The organism is Pseudomonadota bacterium, assembly GCA_039196715.1.
Classification (GTDB): domain Bacteria; phylum Pseudomonadota; class Gammaproteobacteria; order CALCKW01; family CALCKW01; genus CALCKW01.
The window spans coordinates 38,364-59,276 of the sequence record JBCCUP010000013.1; the positions used below are offsets into that span (position 1 = coordinate 38,364).

Annotated in this window: 21 protein-coding genes; 16 read left to right on the forward strand and 5 right to left on the reverse strand. The window is 65.3% G+C overall.

The genetic code is table 11. The annotated features are described in order from the left end of the window. Positions 1-16: 16 nt before the first annotated feature. Positions 17-1,066 carry a LacI family transcriptional regulator gene (locus AAGA11_06935; protein MEM9602579.1) on the reverse strand — a complete coding sequence of 350 codons (1,050 nt, stop codon included), beginning with the start codon at positions 1,064-1,066 and terminating at the stop codon, positions 17-19. 179 nt (positions 1,067-1,245) lie between these two features. Here AAGA11_06935 and AAGA11_06940 point away from each other — a divergent pair, with 179 nt between their 5' ends. From AAGA11_06940 to AAGA11_06965, 6 genes are all read left to right on the forward strand, one after another. After that, the gene (locus tag AAGA11_06940) at positions 1,246-2,496 is read left to right on the forward strand and encodes an ABC transporter substrate-binding protein (protein ID MEM9602580.1); all 1,251 of its coding nucleotides are present in this window, start codon (positions 1,246-1,248) and stop codon (positions 2,494-2,496) included. A gap of 291 nt (positions 2,497-2,787) precedes the next feature. Next, on the forward strand, positions 2,788-3,669 hold the full coding sequence (locus AAGA11_06945) for a sugar ABC transporter permease (protein MEM9602581.1): 882 nt from the start codon (positions 2,788-2,790) through the stop codon (positions 3,667-3,669). After that, on the forward strand, positions 3,666-4,538 hold the full coding sequence (locus AAGA11_06950; GenBank protein ID MEM9602582.1) for a carbohydrate ABC transporter permease: 873 nt from the start codon (positions 3,666-3,668) through the stop codon (positions 4,536-4,538). Before AAGA11_06945 ends, AAGA11_06950 begins: the two co-directional genes overlap by 4 nt. Before the next feature lie 5 nt (positions 4,539-4,543). Then, complete coding sequence (gene ugpC / locus AAGA11_06955; GenBank protein ID MEM9602583.1) at positions 4,544-5,653, forward strand: sn-glycerol-3-phosphate ABC transporter ATP-binding protein UgpC; 1,110 nt, start codon at positions 4,544-4,546, stop codon at positions 5,651-5,653. Positions 5,654-5,683: 30 nt separating this feature from the next. After that, a complete protein-coding gene (locus AAGA11_06960; GenBank protein MEM9602584.1) occupies positions 5,684-6,505 on the forward strand; it encodes an aldo/keto reductase in 822 nt (273 codons plus the stop codon). Positions 6,506-6,645: 140 nt separating this feature from the next. Continuing rightward, positions 6,646-7,191: a DUF4124 domain-containing protein gene (locus AAGA11_06965; protein MEM9602585.1), complete on the forward strand. Its 546-nt coding sequence runs from the start codon at positions 6,646-6,648 to the stop codon at positions 7,189-7,191. A 125-nt stretch (positions 7,192-7,316) separates the two neighbouring features. Here AAGA11_06965 and AAGA11_06970 read toward each other — a convergent pair whose 3' ends face one another. Together AAGA11_06970 and AAGA11_06975 are read right to left on the reverse strand one after the other, a co-directional pair. Beyond that, the gene (locus AAGA11_06970) at positions 7,317-7,733 is read right to left on the reverse strand and encodes a heme-binding protein (protein ID MEM9602586.1); all 417 of its coding nucleotides are present in this window, start codon (positions 7,731-7,733) and stop codon (positions 7,317-7,319) included. 26 nt (positions 7,734-7,759) lie between these two features. Then, the gene (locus tag AAGA11_06975; protein MEM9602587.1) at positions 7,760-8,698 is read right to left on the reverse strand and encodes an SMP-30/gluconolactonase/LRE family protein; all 939 of its coding nucleotides are present in this window, start codon (positions 8,696-8,698) and stop codon (positions 7,760-7,762) included. A gap of 512 nt (positions 8,699-9,210) precedes the next feature. On the opposite strand from AAGA11_06975, the gene AAGA11_06980 reads away from it, so the two are divergent. The 8 genes from AAGA11_06980 to AAGA11_07015 all read left to right on the forward strand — a co-directional run bounded on the left by AAGA11_06980 (position 9,211) and on the right by AAGA11_07015 (position 17,084). After that, a complete protein-coding gene (locus tag AAGA11_06980) occupies positions 9,211-9,570 on the forward strand; it encodes a phasin family protein (GenBank protein ID MEM9602588.1) in 360 nt (119 codons plus the stop codon). Positions 9,571-9,671: 101 nt separating this feature from the next. Further along, entirely contained in the window at positions 9,672-10,118 is a 447-nt protein-coding gene (gene phaR / locus AAGA11_06985; protein ID MEM9602589.1) for a polyhydroxyalkanoate synthesis repressor PhaR, read from the forward strand. Between the two features lie 53 nt (positions 10,119-10,171). Further along, a complete protein-coding gene (phaC, locus tag AAGA11_06990) occupies positions 10,172-11,950 on the forward strand; it encodes a class I poly(R)-hydroxyalkanoic acid synthase (protein MEM9602590.1) in 1,779 nt (592 codons plus the stop codon). Positions 11,951-11,971: 21 nt separating this feature from the next. Beyond that, complete coding sequence (locus tag AAGA11_06995) at positions 11,972-13,150, forward strand: acetyl-CoA C-acetyltransferase (protein MEM9602591.1); 1,179 nt, start codon at positions 11,972-11,974, stop codon at positions 13,148-13,150. A 37-nt stretch (positions 13,151-13,187) separates the two neighbouring features. Beyond that, positions 13,188-13,913, forward strand: a complete 726-nt coding sequence (gene phbB / locus AAGA11_07000) for an acetoacetyl-CoA reductase (protein ID MEM9602592.1) — start codon at positions 13,188-13,190, stop codon at positions 13,911-13,913. Positions 13,914-14,145: 232 nt separating this feature from the next. Continuing rightward, complete coding sequence (gene phaZ / locus AAGA11_07005; GenBank protein ID MEM9602593.1) at positions 14,146-15,390, forward strand: polyhydroxyalkanoate depolymerase; 1,245 nt, start codon at positions 14,146-14,148, stop codon at positions 15,388-15,390. Between the two features lie 57 nt (positions 15,391-15,447). Continuing rightward, complete coding sequence (locus tag AAGA11_07010; GenBank protein MEM9602594.1) at positions 15,448-16,227, forward strand: 3-hydroxybutyrate dehydrogenase; 780 nt, start codon at positions 15,448-15,450, stop codon at positions 16,225-16,227. A 401-nt stretch (positions 16,228-16,628) separates the two neighbouring features. Further along, positions 16,629-17,084 (forward strand): transposase, encoded by a 456-nt coding sequence (locus AAGA11_07015; GenBank protein MEM9602595.1) that lies wholly within the window; start codon positions 16,629-16,631, stop codon positions 17,082-17,084. Positions 17,085-17,457: 373 nt separating this feature from the next. Here the strand turns inward: AAGA11_07015 and AAGA11_07020 are convergent, their stop codons facing one another. Further along, entirely contained in the window at positions 17,458-17,832 is a 375-nt protein-coding gene (locus AAGA11_07020) for a hypothetical protein (protein ID MEM9602596.1), read from the reverse strand. 435 nt (positions 17,833-18,267) lie between these two features. Here AAGA11_07020 and AAGA11_07025 point away from each other — a divergent pair, with 435 nt between their 5' ends. Next, on the forward strand, positions 18,268-18,594 hold the full coding sequence (locus AAGA11_07025; GenBank protein ID MEM9602597.1) for a DUF4124 domain-containing protein: 327 nt from the start codon (positions 18,268-18,270) through the stop codon (positions 18,592-18,594). Positions 18,595-18,630: 36 nt separating this feature from the next. On the opposite strand, the gene AAGA11_07030 is transcribed toward AAGA11_07025, so the two are convergent. Further along, entirely contained in the window at positions 18,631-19,251 is a 621-nt protein-coding gene (locus tag AAGA11_07030) for a LysE family translocator (protein ID MEM9602598.1), read from the reverse strand. A 228-nt stretch (positions 19,252-19,479) separates the two neighbouring features. On the opposite strand from AAGA11_07030, the gene AAGA11_07035 reads away from it, so the two are divergent. Next, positions 19,480-20,841, forward strand: a complete 1,362-nt coding sequence (locus AAGA11_07035) for an ABC transporter substrate-binding protein (protein ID MEM9602599.1) — start codon at positions 19,480-19,482, stop codon at positions 20,839-20,841. The last annotated feature ends 72 nt before the right edge of the window (positions 20,842-20,913 follow it).

A 20,913-nucleotide genomic window follows, 5' to 3' on the forward strand; every position in this document is an offset into this window, starting at 1 on the left:
CATGTATTTCCTGCTGTCAGGGTTTCTCGGTGCGCAACCGGTACTCCGGCGCGATGAGGGTCGCAAGCTCGGCGGGCACCTCGACGCCCGCCACGGCCTTGAGCAGCAGCTCGGCCAGCTCGCGCCCGGTGTGTTGGATGTTTTCGACGCAGGTGTCGATCGCCGGGTGCGTGTGATCGAGCACATCGGACGTCTGTTTGGCGAACACCTCGACGTCGACGCCGGGCGTCAGGCCGCTATCGCGGATGGCTGCGAGCACGGCGAGCGTCGGCAGATCACCCCCGCACACCACCCCGTCGGGCCGCGCCTCACCGGCAAAGACCTCCGCGAGCACGGCGCGCATCACCGGCAAGGGCGTCTCGATAGACAACGCCTGGGGCAACTCGACCGCGTCGACGCCAGCCTGCGCCACGCCACGCAGGAACCCCATGGTCATGTGTGCGCCGTAGGTGAGGTCCGCCGGCGCGCCGATCAGCGCCAGTCGCGTGCGACCCCGCTCGGCGAGGCGCCGCGCGCCGCTCTCGGTGAACGCCTGGTTGTCGAAGTCGACGTAGGCGTGCGCCGAGGCCAGCTCGGTACGCCCGTGCGTGACAAATGGAAAGCCCGACTCCAGCAGGTAGCGTACCCGGATGTCCTGCGGCTGAATGCGCGACACGATGACGCCGTCAGCCCGTCGGTTTTCGACGATGGAGCGGACCGTGCTCAGCGGGTCGGTGTCGGCCTCCTCCGGTGTGATGGCCAGCTCGTAGCCCTGCGCCCGGCACACATCGCTCAGACCCGCAATGATCGACGCGGTGTAGCCCGAGACGCGCGCGTGCGGCGCAAGCACAAGGGCGAGCACATGGCTGCGACCGGTGCGCAGCCCACGACCGGCGCGGTCGGGCACGTAGCCGAGTTCGGCGGCGATGCGCTTCACGCGCTCGCGGGTTTTCAGGGCGATGTCGTCGCCGTCGTTGAGCGCGCGCGACACGGTGGTCACCGCGAGCCCGCTCGCGGCCGCCACGGTTTTCAGCGTGGGCCGCTTCTGCCGCAGCGGGGCGTCGACGAGGGTGGGTGATTTGGCCATATGAAAAATAATTACCTATAACGTTACAGATGTCAAATTGTCATATTTTGAAAGGGTTTGACGTCAGCAATCTATATCGTTACGATACCTCTCCCACGGGTACAGGCACTATGTTGCCGCCTCGGGTATCGATCGCCGCATCGGCGACAACGCTTTCAGACATCGTGAGGGAGATGAGGATGACCGTTTCAAAATGGGCCGGTAAAACCGCGCTGGCGCTCAGCATCGGGCTGGCGACGGCAGGGGCCAACGCGGCTGACGTCGAGGTCTTGCACTGGTGGACATCGGGCGGTGAAGCCGCTGCCCTCGACGTTCTCAAGCAGGACCTGGAGTCCCAAGGTGTGGGCTGGCAGGACATGCCGGTGGCCGGCGGCGGCGGTGAAGCCGCGATGACCACCCTGCGCGCACGCGTCACCGCGGGCAACGCACCGACGGCCGTGCAGATGCTCGGCTTCGACATCACCGACTGGGCCAAAGAAGGCGCGCTCGGCAACCTCAACAGCGTCGCCAGCGAAGAGGGCTGGGATGACGTGGTGCCGACTGCGCTGCAGGCCTTCGCCAAGCACGACGGCAACTGGATTTCCGCCCCGGTCAACGTCCACTCGACCAACTGGGTGTGGATCAACAAGGCCGCACTCGACGCCGCCGGCGGCAAGGCCCCGGAGAGCTGGGATGAGCTCGTCGCCGTCATGGACGCGATGAAAGCCAACGGCATCACCCCGCTCGCGCACGGCGGCCAGGCCTGGCAGGAGGCGACCATTTTCGACGCCGTCGTGCTGTCGATGGGCAACGACTTCTACCAGAAGTCGATGATCGAACTGGACCCGGCGGCACTCGGCGGCGACACGATGGTCGAGGTCTTCGACCGCATGGCCACCCTGCGCTCCTACGTCGATGACAACTTCTCCGGCCGCGACTGGAACCTCGCGTCCGCGATGGTCATCGAGGGCCAGGCGGGCATGCAGATGATGGGCGACTGGGCCAAGGGCGAGTTCCTCAAGGCCGGTCAGACCCCGGGCACCGACTTCGTCTGCATCCGCTTCCCCGGCACCCAGGGTTCGGTCACGTTCAACTCTGACCAGTTCGCGATGTTCGGCCAGGGCGACGGTGACACCGATGCGCAGCTCAAGATGGCCGCCTCGATCATGAACCCGACCTTCCAGTCGGCCTTCAACGTGGTCAAAGGCTCCGTGCCGGCGCGCACCGACGTGCCGAGCGACGACTTCGACGACTGCGGCAAGAAAGGCATGCAGGATCTCGCCGACGCCAACAGCAACGGCTCCCTGTTCGGTTCGATGGCGCACGGTCACGCGGCACCCGCGGCGATCAAGAACGCGCTCTACGACGTGGTGACCCAGCACTTCAACGGCGACATGTCGAGCGCCGAAGCGGCTGAAGAGCTGGTCAACAGCATCGAAGCTGCGATGTAAACCGGGCCCGGCCCAAGCAGCACGTTAAAAATCGTAGCGAGGGAGTCAAGTACAAGGCGCGAGCAGCCGGTCCGGCGCCCCGGCAGTGGCCGAGACATATCAATGGTACGGCATACCGGCAGATAGGCTCGGTCCGAGCAGCCGGTGCGCCGGCGCGACAGCAACGCAGTAATTGACACCCGCAGTAGATTTTAAACAGGCTGATAGGGGTTGCCGCACACGGCGGCAACCCCGACACCCACCCCGCTCGGGCGCGACCGCCCGCCGCACACCCGACCGTCAGGCACGCCAATGCGAGAGCGTCTTCAAGGCTGGATGCCCAAACTGGTGCTCGCACCGAGCTTCGCGCTGATCCTCTTTTTCGTGTACGGGTTCATCCTGTACACCGGCTACCTCTCGGTGTCCGACTCGAAGATGCTGCCGTCCTACGGCTTCGTCGGGCTTGAGAACTACGAGAAGCTCTGGAAACTCCGGCACTGGAAAGGCTCGCTGAGCAACCTCGCGGTCTTCGGCACGCTGTACATCCTGATCTGCAGCGTGCTCGGCCTGCTGCTCGCGATCCTGCTCGACCAGAAAATCCGCGCTGAAGGCGTGCTGCGGCCGATCTACCTCTACCCGATGGCGCTGTCGTTCATCGTCACCGGCACCGCGTGGAAATGGTTTCTGGACCCGGGCATCGGCCTTGAGCACACCCTGCAGCAATGGGGCTGGGAGAGTTTCGAATTCAAGTGGATCAAGAGCCGCACGCACGCCATCTACACCGTCGTGATCGCCGCCGTCTGGCAGAGTTCGGGCTTCGTCATGGCGATGTTTCTCGCTGGCCTCCGCGGCGTCGACGCCGACATCGTGCGGGCCGCCGAAATCGACGGTGCGTCGAAGTTCACGATCTACCGACGCATCATCATTCCGCTGATGCGGCCGGTCTTCCTGTCGGCGTTCGTGGTGCTCGCCCACCTCGCGATCAAGTCCTATGACCTGGTGATCGCGCTGACCGGCGGCGGCCCGGGCAAAGCAACCGAGCTACCGGCCACCTTCATGTACTCCTACACCTTCACCCGCAACCTCATGGGCATCGGTGCGTCCAGCGCGATCATCATGCTCGCGATGGTGTTTTCGATCATAGTGCCGTACCTGTATTCAGAGTTGCGGGCGAACAGCCGAACGGAGCGCTGACCGTGAGCACCGACACCGACCGCACGCCCTGGCAACGTGCCCTGCTCTACACCGTGCTGCTGGTGTTCGCGGTGTATTACCTGCTGCCGCTCTACGTCATGCTGGTCAACTCCTTCAAGCCGCTCGACGAGATCCGCCAGGGCGACATGCTCGGCCTGCCGGACGCCTGGACGCTCGCGCCCTGGTTGAGCGCGTGGTCAGAGGCGCAGATCGGCGTGCAGGCCACCGGTCTCAAGCCGTACTTCCTGAACTCGATCTTCATGGTCGTGCCCGCTGTGTTCATCTCGACCCTGCTCGGTGCGCTGAACGGCTACGTGCTGACCAAGTGGCGCTTCAAGGGCGACGGCCTGGTGTTTGGCCTGATCCTGCTGTCCTGCTTCATCCCGTTTCAGATCGTGCTGATCCCGATGGCACGCATGCTCGGCATCTTCGGGCTGGCCGGCTCGACCTCGGGCCTGGTGTTGGTGCACGTGGTCTACGGGCTTGGCTTCACCACCCTGTTTTTTCGCAATTACTACGCGGCCTTCCCGACCGAGCTGGTGCGCGCGGCACAGATGGACGGCGCCGGCTTCTGGCGGATCTTCACCCGCATCCTGCTGCCCTCGTCCGCGCCGATCATCGTGGTGACGGTCATCTGGCAGTTCACCAACATCTGGAACGACTTCCTGTTCGGCGCGAGTTTCGCCGACGCCGACTCGTTGCCGATGACGGTGGCTCTCAACAACCTGGTCAGCTCCTCGACCGGGGTCAAGGAATACAACGTGCACTTTGCCGGGGCCATCCTCGCCGCCCTGCCCACGCTGATCGTGTACGTGGTCTCGGGACGCTATTTCGTGCGTGGACTCATGGCGGGGGCAGTCAAGGGGTGAACGACGTGACACACAACGGCAACGCGCCATTTCTGGAAATCGACGGCGTCAGCAAGCGCTACGGCCGCGTCGACGCCTTGCAGGACATCCGCATCGACGTCGAGGAAGGTGGCTTCCTGGTGTTGGTGGGACCGTCCGGCTGCGGCAAGTCCACGCTGCTGAACATGATCGCAGGCTTCGAGTCGGTGACCGCGGGCGACATCCGCATCGGCGGTCGGTCGGTGCTCGACCTGCACCCGTCCAAGCGGGACATCGCAATGGTGTTCCAGTCCTATGCGCTCTACCCGAACATGAACGTCGCCGCCAACATCGGCTTCGGCATGGAGACGCGTGGCGTGCCCAGACCCGAACGCGAGAAACGCATTGCCGAGGTCGCGTCGATTCTCCAGATCGAGCAGTTGCTGAAACGCAAGCCTGCTCAACTCTCCGGCGGCCAACGCCAGCGCGTCGCGATGGGGCGCGCACTGGTGCGCGACCCGCAGGCCTTTCTGTTCGACGAGCCGCTCTCCAACCTCGATGCCCGCTTGCGCGTCGACATGCGCACCGAGATCAAGAAACTGCACGCGCGTCTCGGTACCACCATCGTCTACGTCACCCACGACCAGATCGAGGCGATGACGCTCGCCACCCGCATCGCGGTGTTGCGCGACGGCCGCGTGCAGCAGATCGGCACCCCGGACGACATCTACCACCGACCCGCCAACGCCTTCGTGGCCGACTTCATGGGCTCGCCGGCCATGAACAAGGTACGCGCAACGCTGTCGCTCGAGGGCGACGTGGTCCAGGTCGCGATGGCCGGAGGTGTTGTGCCGCACCCCGCGGCATCCGAGGCTGTCCGGGCGCGCGCCGCTCAAGGCGCGCCTGTCGACTTCGGCATCCGCGCGGAGGACATTGGCACCGGTGTCGAGGATGCACCGGCGCTGCTCCACCTGAACGTCGAACTGACCGAACCGACCGGCTCGGACACCTTCATCGTGACCCGCGACGGCGACGCCTCGTTCACCGCGCGCGTCGGCAACGACGTGCGCATCGAATCGGGTGCGCGCGCGCCGTTCGCACTCGACATGCGGCGCGCCCACTTCTTCGACCCCGATTCAGGCGACCGCATCGCCTGAGTCGAGGCACACCCTGGAGGAACCCGACCTGTGAGCATCTACTTCACGCGCGGCAAGGAACGCGGCTTCGGCACCTTCCCGCTGACCGACGATGCCCTGCACCAGGCGGTGCACGCTGCCGCCGACGTCGGCTTTCGCGCCTTCGACACCGCGCAGATGTACCGCAACGAAGCAGACACCGGCGCCGCGCTGAAAGCCACCGGACTCGACCGCGACGTGCTGTGCATCACCACCAAGGTCGACCCCGTCAACTTTGCCGCCGACCGCTTCCTGCCTTCGGTGGAGCAGAGCCTGCGCGACCTGCAGCTCGACGCCGTCGACGTGCTGCTCGTGCACTGGCCACCGGCTGACTTCAACAACGCCGAAAGCCTGGACCTGCTGGCCGAAGCCAAACACCGTGGCTACACCCAGCACATCGGCATTTCGAACTACACCGCCGCGATGATGCGCGACGCCGTCACGCAACTCGGCAGCGGCGAGATCTGCACCAACCAGGTGGAGTTCCACCCGCTGCTCAACCAGGACACCCTGCTCGCCGCCGCAGCGGAAACCGGCATTTCCCTCTCCGCGTATTGCGCCGTGGCGCGCGGCAAGGTGTTTGAGAACGCCACCATCCAGGCGATTGCGGCTGAACACGGGAAATCGGCCGCCCAGGTGGCCTTGCGCTGGATCCTCCAGAAAGGCGTCGCCACCAACGCGATGTCGACCAAACCGGCGAACATCGCGGCCAACTTCGACACCCTCGGTTTCACCTTGTCTTCGGTCGACATGGCGCGAATCGACGCACTGACCGCCACCAACTACCGCATCGTCAACAAGGACCTGGTGCCGACGGCACCCGACTTCGACTGACCCGGCCAGCGGCGGCTGCAGCGGGGCCGGGCGGCAGAAATGTGCCGCACCGGCTCAAGCCTGCCGCCCTCGGTTCGCTATCTCTGGTGAGAGGGCGTTTCTGATCACCGTGCGCCCCGTTTCACCTTGGGGACCGAGAGATGCTGACCCGAATCCTGTTCAAGATGGCGTGCATGGTGGCGATCAGCGTCGGCGGCATGACCTACCTCGCATCGACCATGGGCAAGGACCCGTTGGCGTACTTCGACGCCGTGAAGCTGGTGAAACCCGACATTTCGATGCCGAGCCTGCCCGATATCCCGGACGTGTCCGCGTTCACCCAGAGCAGTACCGAGAAGACCACGGTGTACCGCTGGACGGACCACGAGGGCGGCTTGCAGTTCAGCAGTTCGCCGCCCCCGCCGGGCACCGCGTTCAAGACCGTGAAGCTCGATCCGAACACCAACCTCGTCAAGGCCCACCCGATTCCGGAGAAGAAGACCGAATCCGAGTCCGGCGGCAGCAGCCGTGACGGCGGCGACGAGGGCGACAGCAACGGCAGTGGCAGCCGCGACGACCGCGACGATTCCGAAGAGCTGCCGACCCGCGAAGACATCGGCGACATCCGCGAGCAGCTCAACGAACTCAAGGCGCTGAACGAAAACCGCATCAACGACCTCAACGCGCTCATCGGCAAACAGAAGTGAGCCCGGGTCGCGCGCGCAGCAGCGCCGGCTGACCGCCGCCGACACGCTCCACCGACATCAGCCCAACGAAGACCGATCGGGCCGACGAACAGCCACCGGGCGCCCTCCGGCGCCGCCGTGTCGTGTCAGCGCTCGGCCCCAATCGCGGCCAGCGCGGCCTCGGCAACCGCGATGTCCTGCTCCGGACTGCCGGAGCCAACACCCACCCCGCCGAGCAACGCACCGTCCAGCCGGATCGCAAGCCCGCCGCTGAGGCCGGTCACGTCACCGCCCGTGGCCGCGGCCAGCGGCGCGCGCATGGCCTCGGGAATGTTCGCGCTGTCGCCGCCGATCGAGGCCGCCGTGCGCGCCTTGGCGCGTGCGCTCTTGCGGCTCAGGAAGCGCGACCCGTTCATGCGGATTTCGCCGAGCGGTTCACCACTCGCGTCCACGACCACAATGCACTGCGGCTGACCGATGGCCTCGGCCTTGGCGACGGCCGCGTTCAACATCGCGAGCACGGCGGCGTGCGTGAGGTGGGCTGAGGGTATGACTGTATCCATGGGTTGGCTCGTGTGCGGAAGGGGGATCAGACGGCGGACGCGGGCGGCACACCGTTGACAGCGAGGTACACACTATAGAGCGAGGTGGTCCCGGCGATAAACAGGCGGTTCAACTTCGCGCCGCCAAAACACACGTTGCCGACGAACTCGGGGATGCGCACCTTGCCGATCAGCGCGCCGCTCGGGTCGAGGCAGTGCACGCCGTCGGCGGCGGAGGTCCACAGCCGACCGGCGGTGTCAAAGCGAAAACCGTCGAAGAAGCCAGCCGTGCACTCGGCAAAGAGCTCACCCGCGTCGAGCGATGTGCCGTCGGCGGCAACCGCGTGGCGGCGGATGTGAGCGGGGCCGCCGGGCGTGTGGGTGCCGCCGGTGTCGGCGATGTAGAGGTGCGATTCGTCGGGCGAGAAGGCCAGCCCGTTCGGCTTGACGTAGTCGGTGGCGACGGCCGACACGGTGTTGCTCGCCGGGTCCCAGCGGTAGACGTGGCAGGCGCCGATCTCGCTGTCGGCCCGTTCGCCCTCGTAGTCGATGAGGATGCCGTAGCTCGGGTCAGTGAACCAGATCGAACCGTCGGACTTCACCACGACGTCGTTCGGCGAGTTGAACCGCTTGCCGTCAATCCGGTCCGCGATCACTGTCACCGACCCGTCGAACTCCGTGCGCGTCACACGCCGGGTCAGGTGCTCGCAGGACACGAGACGGCCGTACACGTCCACCGTGTGCCCGTTGCTGTTGTTCGCCGGTTGCCTGAACGTCGACACCGAGCCGTCCGTCTCGTCCCAGCGCAGCATCCGGTCGTTCGGGATATCGGACCAGACCAGGTAGCGGCCAGCTGCAAACCACGCTGGCCCCTCGGACCACCGCGCGCCGCTCCAGAGCCGCTCCACACGCGCGTGCCCGATCAGGCAGTCGGCAAACGCCGGTTCGATCACCTCAAAAACCGCGCCTTCGAGTTCACCCCACACAGTCGTACCCTCCGATTTCGCTGTTCCAGCGGCCCGATCGGGCCACCGCCGCGCAGATTGTTACCGATAACAGTCTGACAGAATCGTCCGATGACAGGAATGCCGCGCCCCTGTCGATCGGGGACGAATCCCGTCCTCGCCGACGTCCCCGTCGCCGGGCTGACTCGCCACGCCGCTCACACGGTGCCGACCGGCACGATACCGCCATTGCGAACGGTGTGTCCGCAGCACCGCTGTGGTCTCGCGCCAAACTGCTGTCGGAGGCGGTCGGCAACGCAGTGCCTGAGACGTCAGTTTACTGCAGAATTTTCGCAAAATAATTTTACCCAAAACGAATAATTTAGCTTGGATATCATTACGGTTATCTTACTTAAACTATTGTTTTATAGAATATTTATAAAAATTAAAAAAATTTTTGCAATTTCTTCTTGCAATGCAAGAAAACTGGTCGATATTATGCACTGCAACATGAGCAATCGCTCTCGTGAATCGGAAACCTGAGGACCCCAGCCATGCCGACCAAAGCCAAGGACAAAGTGACCGACCAGTTCAAGCAGTTCACCGACATGCAGGCCAAAAGCCTCGAGCCCATGCGCCAGTTCTTCGGCATCGCCGCCGACGCGTCTGAGAAGATCATGCGCAAGAACTACGAAGTGATGGGTGACCTGGTGGAGCACGCGGTGGCCACCACCCGCGCACCGCTTGCCTACGACAACATCAACGACCTCGCCACAGCCCAGGTCGAGCAGACCAAGGCGTTCGCCGAAACCATGAACGCCCGCACGGCGGAGTACGTCGAGCTCGCCAAGTCACTCGGCGACGAGCTGCAGACTGCCACGGCCAACGCCGCGAGCGCCGTCAAAGCAGCGTGATCGGGTGATCGGGCGTCGCCCGGTGGGCAGGGGGTGGACATCCCCTCCCCCGGGTGACAGCCTGACAGGCTGCACCCCGCAGCCGACCGAGCGAACGCACCGTGGCCACCGACTTGACCCGCCTGATCAAGAAATACGCGAACCGCCGCCTGTACGACACCGTCGACAGCAAGCACGTCACGCTCAGCGACATCAAGGGCTTCATCGTCGCGGGCGAAACCGTCCGGGTGGTCGACGACACCACCGGCGACGACATCACGCGGGCGCTGCTGCTGCAGATCATCGTCGACCAGGAACAGTCCGGCGAACCGCTGTTGTCGGTGACCCTGTTGGCGCAGCTGATCCGCTTCTACGGCAACCCCATGCAGGCCATGATGACCGACTACCTGCAGAACAGTGTTGACGCCTTTGTCGAACAGCAGCAGTCGATTCAGGATCAGATGCAGCGGATGCTGACCACCAACCCGCTCGACATGATGCAGAAGAACATGGACATGTGGCAGTCCATGTTCGGTGGCAAGAAACCGGACGATCCCACCAAACCCTGAGTTCGCGCGCAGGCGTCCACACACCGCCGCGTGAACACCGCCTGGAGGCGACCGTGGACGACAAGCAGAAGACCCTGGCCGATCAGTGGCTCGAGATGGGTAACACCTTTACCCAGTTGATGCGTCAGAACCAGGCGATGATGTCGAGCTTCCTCAAACAACCGGCACCGCAGGGCACCGACCCCCTCAACACCGGGCCGGCCTTCACCAAGGCGATGTCCGGACTGGTCGCCGACCCACAACGCCTGATGCAGTCGAACTACGAGCTGTGGTCCGCGCACATGGACCTTTGGCAGGAACTCACGCTCGACGTGTTCGAGAAACAGGGCACCGACACCGCCGCCGGCGACCCGGGCCGCGACCGACGCTTTACGCACGAGGACTGGAGCCGGAACCCGGCCTTCGACTACATCAAGCGGTCCTACACCATCACCTCGCAGTGGTTCGTCGAAACCATGCGCTCGATCGAAGGGCTCGAAGACAGCGACCGCGACAAGGTCGAGTTCTACAGCCAGCTCATGGTGGACGCCTTTTCCCCAAGCAATTTCGCACTGACCAACCCCGAGGTGCTGCGCACCATGGTCGAGACCGAGGGGCAGAGCCTCGTCAACGGTCTGAAAAACCTTCAGCGCGACATGGACCCGAAGACCGGTCAGCTCAGCATCACGATGACCGACCCGGACGCCTTCACGGTCGGCAAGGACATCGCGACCACACCTGGCAAAGTGGTCTTCCAGAACGACCTCGCACAACTCATTCAGTACGCGCCGACCACCAAACGCGTGTTCAAACGGCCGTTGGTCATCGTGCCGCCCTGGATCAACAAGTTCTACATCCTCGATCTGCAACCGCGGAACTCGTTCATTGCCTGGGCTGTCGAGCAGGGGTACACGGTGTTCGTCGTGTCCTGGGTCAACCCCGACACCGCACTCGCGAGCAAGACCTTCGAGGACTACATGCAGGAAGGCATCCTCGACATGCTCGAGGCGGTCGAAGCCGCAAGCGGCGAGCGCGACGTCAACATGATCGGTTACTGCATCGGCGGCACCCTGCTGAGCGCCACGCTCGCGTACATGGCGGACCAGGGCGACGACCGGGTGCAGTCCGCCACCTTCTTCGCCTCGCAGGCGGATTTCTCCGAGGCCGGCGCGCTCAAGATCTTCACCGACGAAGCGCAGATCGACAACCTCGAAGCCATGATGGGCGAGAAGGGCTACCTCGAAGGCAGCGCCATGTCGACCACCTTCAACATGCTGCGCGCCAACGACCTGATCTGGTCGTTCTACGTCGACAACTACCTGCTCGGCAAAGAACCGCTGAAATTCGACCTGCTGCACTGGAACGCGGACGCCACGCGCATGCCGCGCGAGACCCACCTCTACTACCTGCGGCAGATGTACCTGCACAACAACCTGGCCAAGCCGGGCGGCATCACGCTCAAGGGCGTGCCAATTGACCTGTCCAAGGTTGGCATTCCGATCTACCTGCAGTCGTCGCGCGAAGACCACATCGCCCCGTACAAGTCGGTGTTCAAGTCGACCGGGCTGTACAGCGGCCCCGTGCGTTTCATGCTGGCCGGTTCCGGCCACATCGCCGGCGTGATCAACCCGCCGAGCAGCAAGAAGTACGGCTACTGGATCAACCCGGACCAACCCAAGGACCTCGACGCCTGGCTCGCCGGTGCGGAGGCCTTCGAGGGCTCGTGGTGGCCGGATTGGCACGCCTGGCTCAAACCCCAGTCCGGCACCCGAGTCAAGGCCCGTGTGCCCGGTGACCGCGACCTGCCCGCGATCGAGGACGCGCCGGGCAGCTACGTGCTGGTCAAAAGTTAACCCGTCATCTGGAGAATCGTTTTGGAACGCGAGATTGTCATCACCGGCGCCGCACGCACGCCGATCGGCGCCTTCAACGGCAGCTTGAGCACGGTCGCCGCTGACGAACTGGGCGCCGTCGTCATCCGGGAAGTGCTGCAACGCAGCCAACTGGACCCGGCCGACGTGTCCGAAGTCATCTTCGGTCAGGTGCTGACCGCCGGGTCCGGTCAGAACCCGGGCCGCCAGGCTGCGATGAAGGCCGACATCCCCGCCGAGCGCACCGCCGTCACCGTCAACCAGGTGTGCGGTTCGGGTCTGCGCACCGTCGCGATGGGCTTCCAGGCCATCATGGCCGGTGACAGCGAGGTCGTGATCGCCGGTGGCCAGGAGAACATGAGCCTCTCGCCGCACTGCGCGCACCTGCGCAGCGGCACCAAGATGGGCGACCTCGGCATGGTGGACACCATGATCAAGGACGGTCTCTGGGATGCGTTCCACGGCTACCACATGGGCACCACCGCCGAGAACGTCGCCGCGCGCTGGCAGATCACCCGCGAGCAACAGGACGCCTTCGCCGCAGCCTCACAGCAGAAAGCCGAAGCCGCACAGACCGCGGGCAGGTTCCAGGACGAGATCGTGCCGGTCACGGTCTCGAGCCGCCGCGGTGACACGGTCGTCGAGGCCGATGAATACCCCAAGCACGGCACCACTGCGGACGGTCTCGCGAAGCTGCGCCCCGCCTTTGCCCGCGAGGGCTCGGTCACCGCCGGCAACGCGTCGGGCCTCAACGACGGCGCGGCCGCCCTCGCGCTCATGACCGCCGAAAACGCCAAGGCCCGCGGCATCACACCGCTGGCGCGGATCGTCTCCTGGGCCACCGCCGGCGTCGACCCCGAGATCATGGGCACCGGCCCGATCCCGGCGAGCCAGGCGGCGTTGAAGAAAGCCGGCTGGACGACCGACGACCTCGACCTCGTCGAAGCCAACGAGGCCTTCGCAGCGCAGGCCTGCGCGGTCAACTCGGACCTCGGCTGGGACACCGACAAGGTCAACGTCAACGGCGGTGCGATCGCACTGGGCCACCCGATCGGCGCGTCGGGTGCGCGCATCCTGGTGACGCTGTTGCACGAGATGGCACGCCGGGACGCGAAGAAAGGGCTGGCCACGCTTTGCATCGGCGGCGGCATGGGCATCGCCATGTGCGTCGCGCGCGACTGACACACACCTTCAGACTGAACACGGAGTTTCAAACATCATGGCAAAAATTGCAGTCGTCACGGGCGGCACGCGCGGCATCGGCGCAGCAATTTCAATCGCGTTGAAGAACAAGGGCTACAAGGTGGCCGCCAACTACGCGGGCAACGACGAACGCGCCAAGGCCTTCTCGGAGAGCAGTGGCATCCCGGTCTACAAGTTCGACGTCTCGGACTTCAGTGCCTGTGAAGCCGGTGTGAAACGCATCTGCGAAGACATGGGCGGCACCGTCGACATTCTCGTCAACAATGCTGGCATCACACGCGATGGCACCTTGCACCGCATGGACCAGCCCAACTGGCAAGCCGTGCTCGACACCAACCTCGGCTCCTGTTTCAACATGTGCCGCCTGGTGATCGACGGCATGCGCGAGCGTGGCTTCGGACGCATCGTCAACATCGGCTCGATCAACGGCCAGGCGGGCCAGTACGGCCAGGTCAACTACGCCGCCGCCAAGTCCGGTATCCACGGCTTCACCAAGGCGCTGGCGCAGGAAGGCGCGGCCAAGGGCGTGACCGTGAACGCGATCGCACCGGGCTACGTGGACACCGACATGGTGCGCGCGGTGCCGGAGAACGTGCTCGAGAAAATCATCGCAAAGATCCCGGTCGGTCGACTCGGCCGCGCCGAGGACATCGCCCGCAGCGTGGTTTTTCTCGTCGCCGACGACGCCGGTTTCATCACCGGTTCGACCCTGTCCGTCAACGGCGGCCAACACATGTACTGATGCGGCGCTCGCCGGCGGCGAGGCCAATCACACACTACGCTATCGTCGGGGGCGTTACCGCCCCCGGCGCCACTAGACCCAGGAGCACGACCCCACGCCGCGACGCGCACGGGCGCCAGGACGCACACAGAGGACACCGCGGCCACAACCGCAGCACCGCCGACGCACCGCAGCAAACCGCGTCACGGACACCATAGAAAAACAGCACGACAACGCTCACACAGGCGGACCCATGCTCTATCAAATGTACGAATCCCTGCAGGCCACGGCGGTACCGGCACACGGCTACGCGGTCATGGCGCGCCAGTGCCTCGAGCACCCGTTCAACCCCTGGCGAAATTCCTTCCCGGGTCGCCACCTCGCGTCCGGCTTGAAGTTCATCGAGTTCATGACCGGCCCGAACAGCAAGCCCGAGTTCGGTATCGATGCGATCGAGATTGACGGCAAGGAGCACAGGGTCGTCACAAGCGTGGTGAGCCACACCCCGTTCTGCGAGTTGCGCAAGTTTTCCCTTGACCTGGCCTCGGTCAACGCGCTCCCTCAGCCGCGCCTGCCCGTGCTGCTGGTCGCGCCGATGTCCGGTCACCACGCCACCCTGCTGCGCGACACCATCAAGCGTCTCTTGACCGACTGCGATGTCTACGTGACCGACTGGGTCGATGCGCGTGACATCCCGTTCGAACTCGGCAGCTTCGGCCTCGACAGCTACATTGCCCACGTCCGCGACTTTCTGGTCGAGCTGCACGACGCGAACGGCAGCGTGCACGTCGTCGCCGTTTGCCAGCCCGGTCCCGCGGTGCTGACCGCCGTCTCCGTACTCGCCCAGGCAAACGCGCCGCAGGCGCCCGCGTCGATGACCCTGATGGGCAGCCCGATCGACCCGCGTCGCAGCCCGACCGCGCCGAACAACTTCGCCCGCAACCACTCGCTGGCGTGGTTCAACCACAACATGATCTGCACCGTGCCGATGATGTTCGAGGGCGCCGGGCGGCGCGTTTACCCCGGCTTTCTGCAGCTCGCGGGGTTCATCAACATGAACCCGACGCGCCACCAGAACGCCTACATGAAGTACTACCAGGACCTCGTCAGCGGCAACGACGACGCGGTCGAAGCCCACGAGTTCTTCTACTCCGAATACAACGCCGTCATGGACATGCCGGCCGACTTCTACCTGCAAACCATCGACCGCGTGTTTCACCAGGCGGCGATCGCCACCGGCAACATGACCTTCCGCCACCGGCGCATCGACCCCGCTGCGATCACCCGCACTGCGCTGCTGACCATCGAGGGTGAAAAGGACGACATCTCCGGTGTCGGCCAGACCGAGGCCGCGCAGGAGCTGTGCACGGGCATTCCGAAGTCCAAGCGCAAGCACCTGTTGAAAGACGGCGTCGGCCACTACGGCGTGTTCAGCGGCCGACGCTGGCGCGAGGAGATCGCGCCTTTCCTGATCACCTTCATGCGAAAGCACGGCTGAGACCGGCGCCGTCGGTCGTACCGACCCCGGCCGTCTCCACCGCACCAGGACACCACAGTGGCACACACACTTCACGGCAAGACCGCCGTCGTCACCGGCTCCACCTCGGGCATCGGCCTCGGCATCGCCCACGAGCTCGCCCGGGCCGGGGCCAAACTTGTCATAAACTCCTACACCAACAGTGACGAAGACCACGCGCTCGCGGCGTCCATGAGCGACACGCACGGTGTCGAGGTGCGCTATGTGCAGGCCGACATGGCCGACGGCGCGGCCTGCCGTGCGCTCATCGCCGACGCCGGTGCCTGCGATATCCTGGTCAACAACGCCGGCATCCAGCACGTGGCGCCGATCGACCAGTTCCCGTCCGACACCTGGGACCGGATCATTGCGATCAACATGAACTCCACCTTTCACACCACCGCCGCGGCGCTGCCGATGATGCGCGCTGCCGGCTGGGGTCGGGTGATCAACGTGGCCTCGGCGCATGGGCTCACGGCATCGCCCTACAAGTCCGCCTACGTCACGGCCAAACACGGCGTGGTGGGTTTCACCAAGGTGACGGCGCTCGAGACAGCCGAGGAACCGATCACCGCCAACGCCATCTGCCCGGGCTACGTGCTCACGCCGCTGGTCGAGGCCCAGATTCCGGACACCATGAAAGAGTACGGAATGGACCGCGACAGCGTCGTCAGGGACATCCTGCTCGCGCGCCAGCCCTCCAAGCAGTTCGCGTCAGTCGAACAGATCGGCCAGACCACCGTATTCCTCTGCTCCCCCGGCGCCGATCAGATGACCGGTACCACCCTGAGTGTCGACGGCGGTTGGACCGCGCTCTAGCGGTCCCGAAGCGCGGCTGCACTCGGCAGTCGCGACACCACCACTTCGCCGCATCTTGCTGCGCAAGGATGCAGCTCCCACAAGAAGACCCGATACCGCCCCATGCCCCGTGGGAGCTTCGTCGTTGCGTAGCAACACGGAGCGAAAAAACTCCGCTCCTAGTTCACCACCGCTTCGCTGCATCTTGCTCCGCAAGGATGCAGCTCCCACGGCAGCCCCTGCACCGCCTCATGAGCCCGTGGGAGCGCCGTCGTCACGTAGTGACACGGGGGGGCCGCCTAGGCGCGAATGTGTTTCCCAAGCGGTCCAGCACCCGCAAGAAAAGCCAATGGCAAGGCAACCAGAGCTGGCTTCGACCAAGCGTGGCGTCATTCTGATTGCACGCCAACAGAACACACCCCATGGCCCACAGCCACCGTCTGCGACTCGGCCGTGTCTCCCGCATCGGCCTGAGCTACCACGTGCGCTTTTCGACACGAGACCGGACGCCAAGCCTGTCCGAGCTGCACACCGCGCGGTCCGTGATCCGCTCACTGCAGCAGGAGGACAGGGCAGAGCGAACAGCCACCGTGTGTTTCGTCGTCATGCCGGACCACGTGCATTGGCTGCTCACCCTCAAACACGGGTCACTCGGTCGCAGTGTTAGCAACGTCAAACACTACAGCGCACGGCGCCTCGCGCCGCGTATCCAGTGGCAAAGCGGCTTTTTTGATCATGCGTTGCGAACGACAGACAGCCTCCGAAATACTGCACGCTACATCATTGCCAACCCGCTGAGAGCCGGACTGGTTTCGTCTGTGGCTGACTATCCGCACTGGGATGCCGTGTGGCTGAACGGCGGCGATGCAGTGATCTGACGGTATTGAATCCGTGGCGGTTGGGCATGCGTCGCCTGGTTCGCCACCGCTTCGCCGCATCTTGCTCCGCAAGGATGCGACTCCCACAGAGAGGACCCAACACCACCTCATGACCCCGTGGGAGCGCCGTCGTTGCGTAGCAACACGGTGGGGCAGCCTAGGCGCGAACTAGGCCCCACGCCAGGCTCACCACCGCTTCGCCGCATCTTGCTTCGCAAGGATGCGACTCCCACACAGAGGACCCAACACCACCCCATGACCCCGTGGGAGCGCCGTCGTTGCGTAGCAACACGGCGCGAATTAGGCCCCACGCTAGGCTCACCACCGCTTCGCCGAATCTTGCTGCGCAAGGATGCGGCTCCCACGGCGCGCCTCATGCCCCCATGGGCGTGTCGTCGCGGTAGCGGGGCAGCGGGTCGCCGTCCACGTGGTGCACGGTGGTGAGGCAGGTGGCCGGGCTGTACTCGAGCGCGAGGCTGAAGAAACAACTCTGCGGCAGTTGTGCTCGGAGTTGGGCCTCGAGGTCGTCCATCAGCGCCTGTGTGAACGCGGTGTCGCGGTGGGGTTTCGGCAACAGGCTGACCGACACCTTGAGGTGGCGCCGATGAAACCGCTCGGCCGGATACGCGCGCCCTTTGCACTCTTCAGCGCCGGGGTCGTGCGCGTTGATCACCTGTTCGACCAACGCCAGAACGGCCACGGCGTCCAGCGTCAGGTCGGCGGAGTAGTGCAGTTCGCAGTGGGGCATCGCAATCGGGAAACGAGCGGAGCAGACCGGTGGCCACATCGTAGCACCGCCACACCGGCGCCCCGCGCCCGCTCGACCTGACAACCGGCGTCATGCCCCCTGGCCAGGCACCCTTGGCCAGGCACCCTTGGCTGGGCGCCCCTGGCCAGGCGCCTCCGGCCAGGCGGCTTAGGCGTGACACCTCCTGCAAAGGACCAATGGTCGGGTGCTCCCTCGCCCCTCGCCAAGCATCTTGAGCCGGGCCCCCCGGCAAGATGCCACCCCGCCGTGCCCCCCTTGCTGGGCGCCCCGCTGAACCCACTGCCCAGGCCACGGTACGACTATTGCTCGACGGGGTGCAGCGCTGCGGCACGCGCGTGGTGTCTGTCGTATGCACACGATGCGAACGACAGACCGCTCACGCAGCCTCTCCACACACTGCCAGGGACATTGAACATGCGCTCCACACCCCGCAATCGCGTGGTTTTCTCCAAACGAGCACACCGGCTTCTGCGCGTCCTGCTGCCGACCGCAGCACTCGCCGTCTACTCTACCGCCGCCCAACCCGCGATCTACAAGTGCAAGGACGGCGCTGGCAACATCGTGTACAGCTCGACCAAGTGCCCGACGGCCGAGGCCGACATCACGCCGGACATCGTCAAACGCCTGCCGATCGGCGGCAGAGGCGGTCAATCGGGTGATCTGCCGCGCCGCGGTGCGTCCCGACAGTTGCCGCCAGCTTCAGGTGGCGACCCCGGCGCAGGTGCTGCGCCCCCGCTTTGATGCACAACGGGCATGCCGGGCGGCAAAGCGTGCCGCCTAGCCGCCGCGCTCGGTGACCCACACGCCGAGACCGAGTCCGAGGTAGGCCACGCCGCTGGCCAGCCGGGGCACCGGCCCGAACACGAAGCGGTCCGACAACACGCTGCGCACGCGGTGCGCGCACAGCGCATAGGCGCCGTCGGTACACACCGCGAGCAGCACGTATACGCTGCCGCGCAGCAACACCTGCCACCCCGCGTCGCCATCCGCTGTTGTCACGAACTGCGGCAGAAAGGCCAGAAAGAAGACGGCGATCTTGGGGTTGAGCACACTCACCAACACAGCTTCCCAGAACACCCGACGTAACGCCGCGTCCCTGTGCTCGGGTGCCGTGGCAGCGGGCGATCGACTGAGGATCGTGCGCAGCCCGAGGTAGACGAGGTACGCGACCCCGAGCGCCTTGACCACGCCGAAGGCCGTGGCCGACGTCAGCAGCAGCGCCGACAGCCCTGCGGTCGCTGCGAGCACGTGGACGAACGCCCCACTCGCGAGACCCAGCACCGAGGCCGCCCCGGCCGCAAGGCCGTGCGACAGCGTGCGGGTCACGTCGTAGAGCACCCCCGGCCCCGGGACGAGCAACACCACCAGTGCCGCGAGGCAAAATGTCACTACTGTCATCGGGTCCAACGCGTTCACTCCGGCCCACGGCAGCGTCCAGTGTGACACGCTTTCCGACGGCCTACGCGCACAGGCCGAGTCAGTCGCTACGCCGTCCACCCGGGCGCGTTGACACCCCTCCGGCGTCTCATGAATACTCCAAACGATACGATCGGCACACCGATGCCGGCACGTGCGCGAGGCCGTCAACCGGCTCACCCGACACACCCTCAAGGAGACTCAGCCCGCATGAACGCCTTTCAGCACACACTCGTCGCCGGCCTCGCTGCCACCGCGCTCGTCAGCGCCACGGCACACGCCGACGGGCACCTCGTCTTCCCCCCCGGCGAGGGCGACTTCAATTGGGCCACCTACGAGGCGCTCACCTCGACAGACTTGAGCGGTGAACAGGTCACCGTGTTCGGCCCCTGGCTCGGACCGGACCAGGCCCTGGTCGAGAGTGTGCTCGCCTACTTCGCCGCCGCGACTGGTGCCGACTTGAAGTACTCCGGCTCGGACAGCTTCGAGCAGCAAGTCATGATCGACGCTGAGGCCGGCTCGGCCGCCAACATCTCGGTGTTCCCGCAGCCAGGACTCGCGGCCGACATGGCCAAGCGCGGTTTTCTGTCGCCGCTCGGCGCCGAGACCGAAGCCTGGGTGAAGCAACACTACGCAGCTGGCCAGTCGTGGGTGGACCTCGGTACCTACGCCGACCCCGACGGCAACGACCAGCTCTTCGGCTTTTTCTACAAGGTCGATGTCAAGTCCCTGGTCTGGTACTCGCCGGAGAACTTCGAGGACGCCGGCTACGACGTGCCCGCCACGATGGAAGAGCTGAAGGCACTGACCGACCAGATCGTCGCCGACGGCGACACACCCTGGTGCATCGGCCTCGGCTCCGGCGGTGCCACCGGGTGGCCGGCAACCGACTGGGTCGAAGACATGATGCTGCGCACCCAGCCGCCCGAAGTCTACGACCAGTGGGTCTCGAACGAAATGCCCTTTGACGACCCGCGCGTGATCGCGGCAATCGAGGAATTCGGCGCCTTTGCCCGCAACGACGCCTACGTCGCCGGCGGTGCCGGTGCGGTCGCCTCGACCGACTTCCGCGAAAGCCCGAAGGGCCTGTTCGATTCGCCGCCGCAGTGCTACATGCACCGGCAGGCCTCGTTCATCCCGGCCTTTTTCCCCGACGGCACCGAGATCGGTGTGGACGCCGACTTCTTCTACTTCCCGGCCTACGCTGACAAGGACCTTGGCGCCCCGGTGCTCGGCGCGGGCACGCTGTTCAGCATCACCAAAGACAGCCCCGGCGCCCGCGCGCTGATGGAGTTTCTGAAAACCCCGATCGCGCACGAAATCTGGATGGCGCAGAAGGGGTTCCTGACCCCGCACAAGGGCGTGAACCCGGCGATCTACGGCGACGACACTCTGCGCGGCATGGGCGAGATCCTGCTCGGCGCGACCACCTTCCGCTTCGACGGCTCGGACCTGATGCACGGCGGCGTCGGCGCGGGGTCGTTCTGGACCGGCATGGTCGACTACGCCGGTGGCGCCTCGGCCGAGGACGTCGCCAGCGCCATCCAGCAGAGCTGGGACGCGCTGAAGTAGGGTCGGGTCCGGCGCTACGCCGGAACACCCATTGCCCGGTGCCCGGCCTGCAAACCGGGCACCACCGCACGA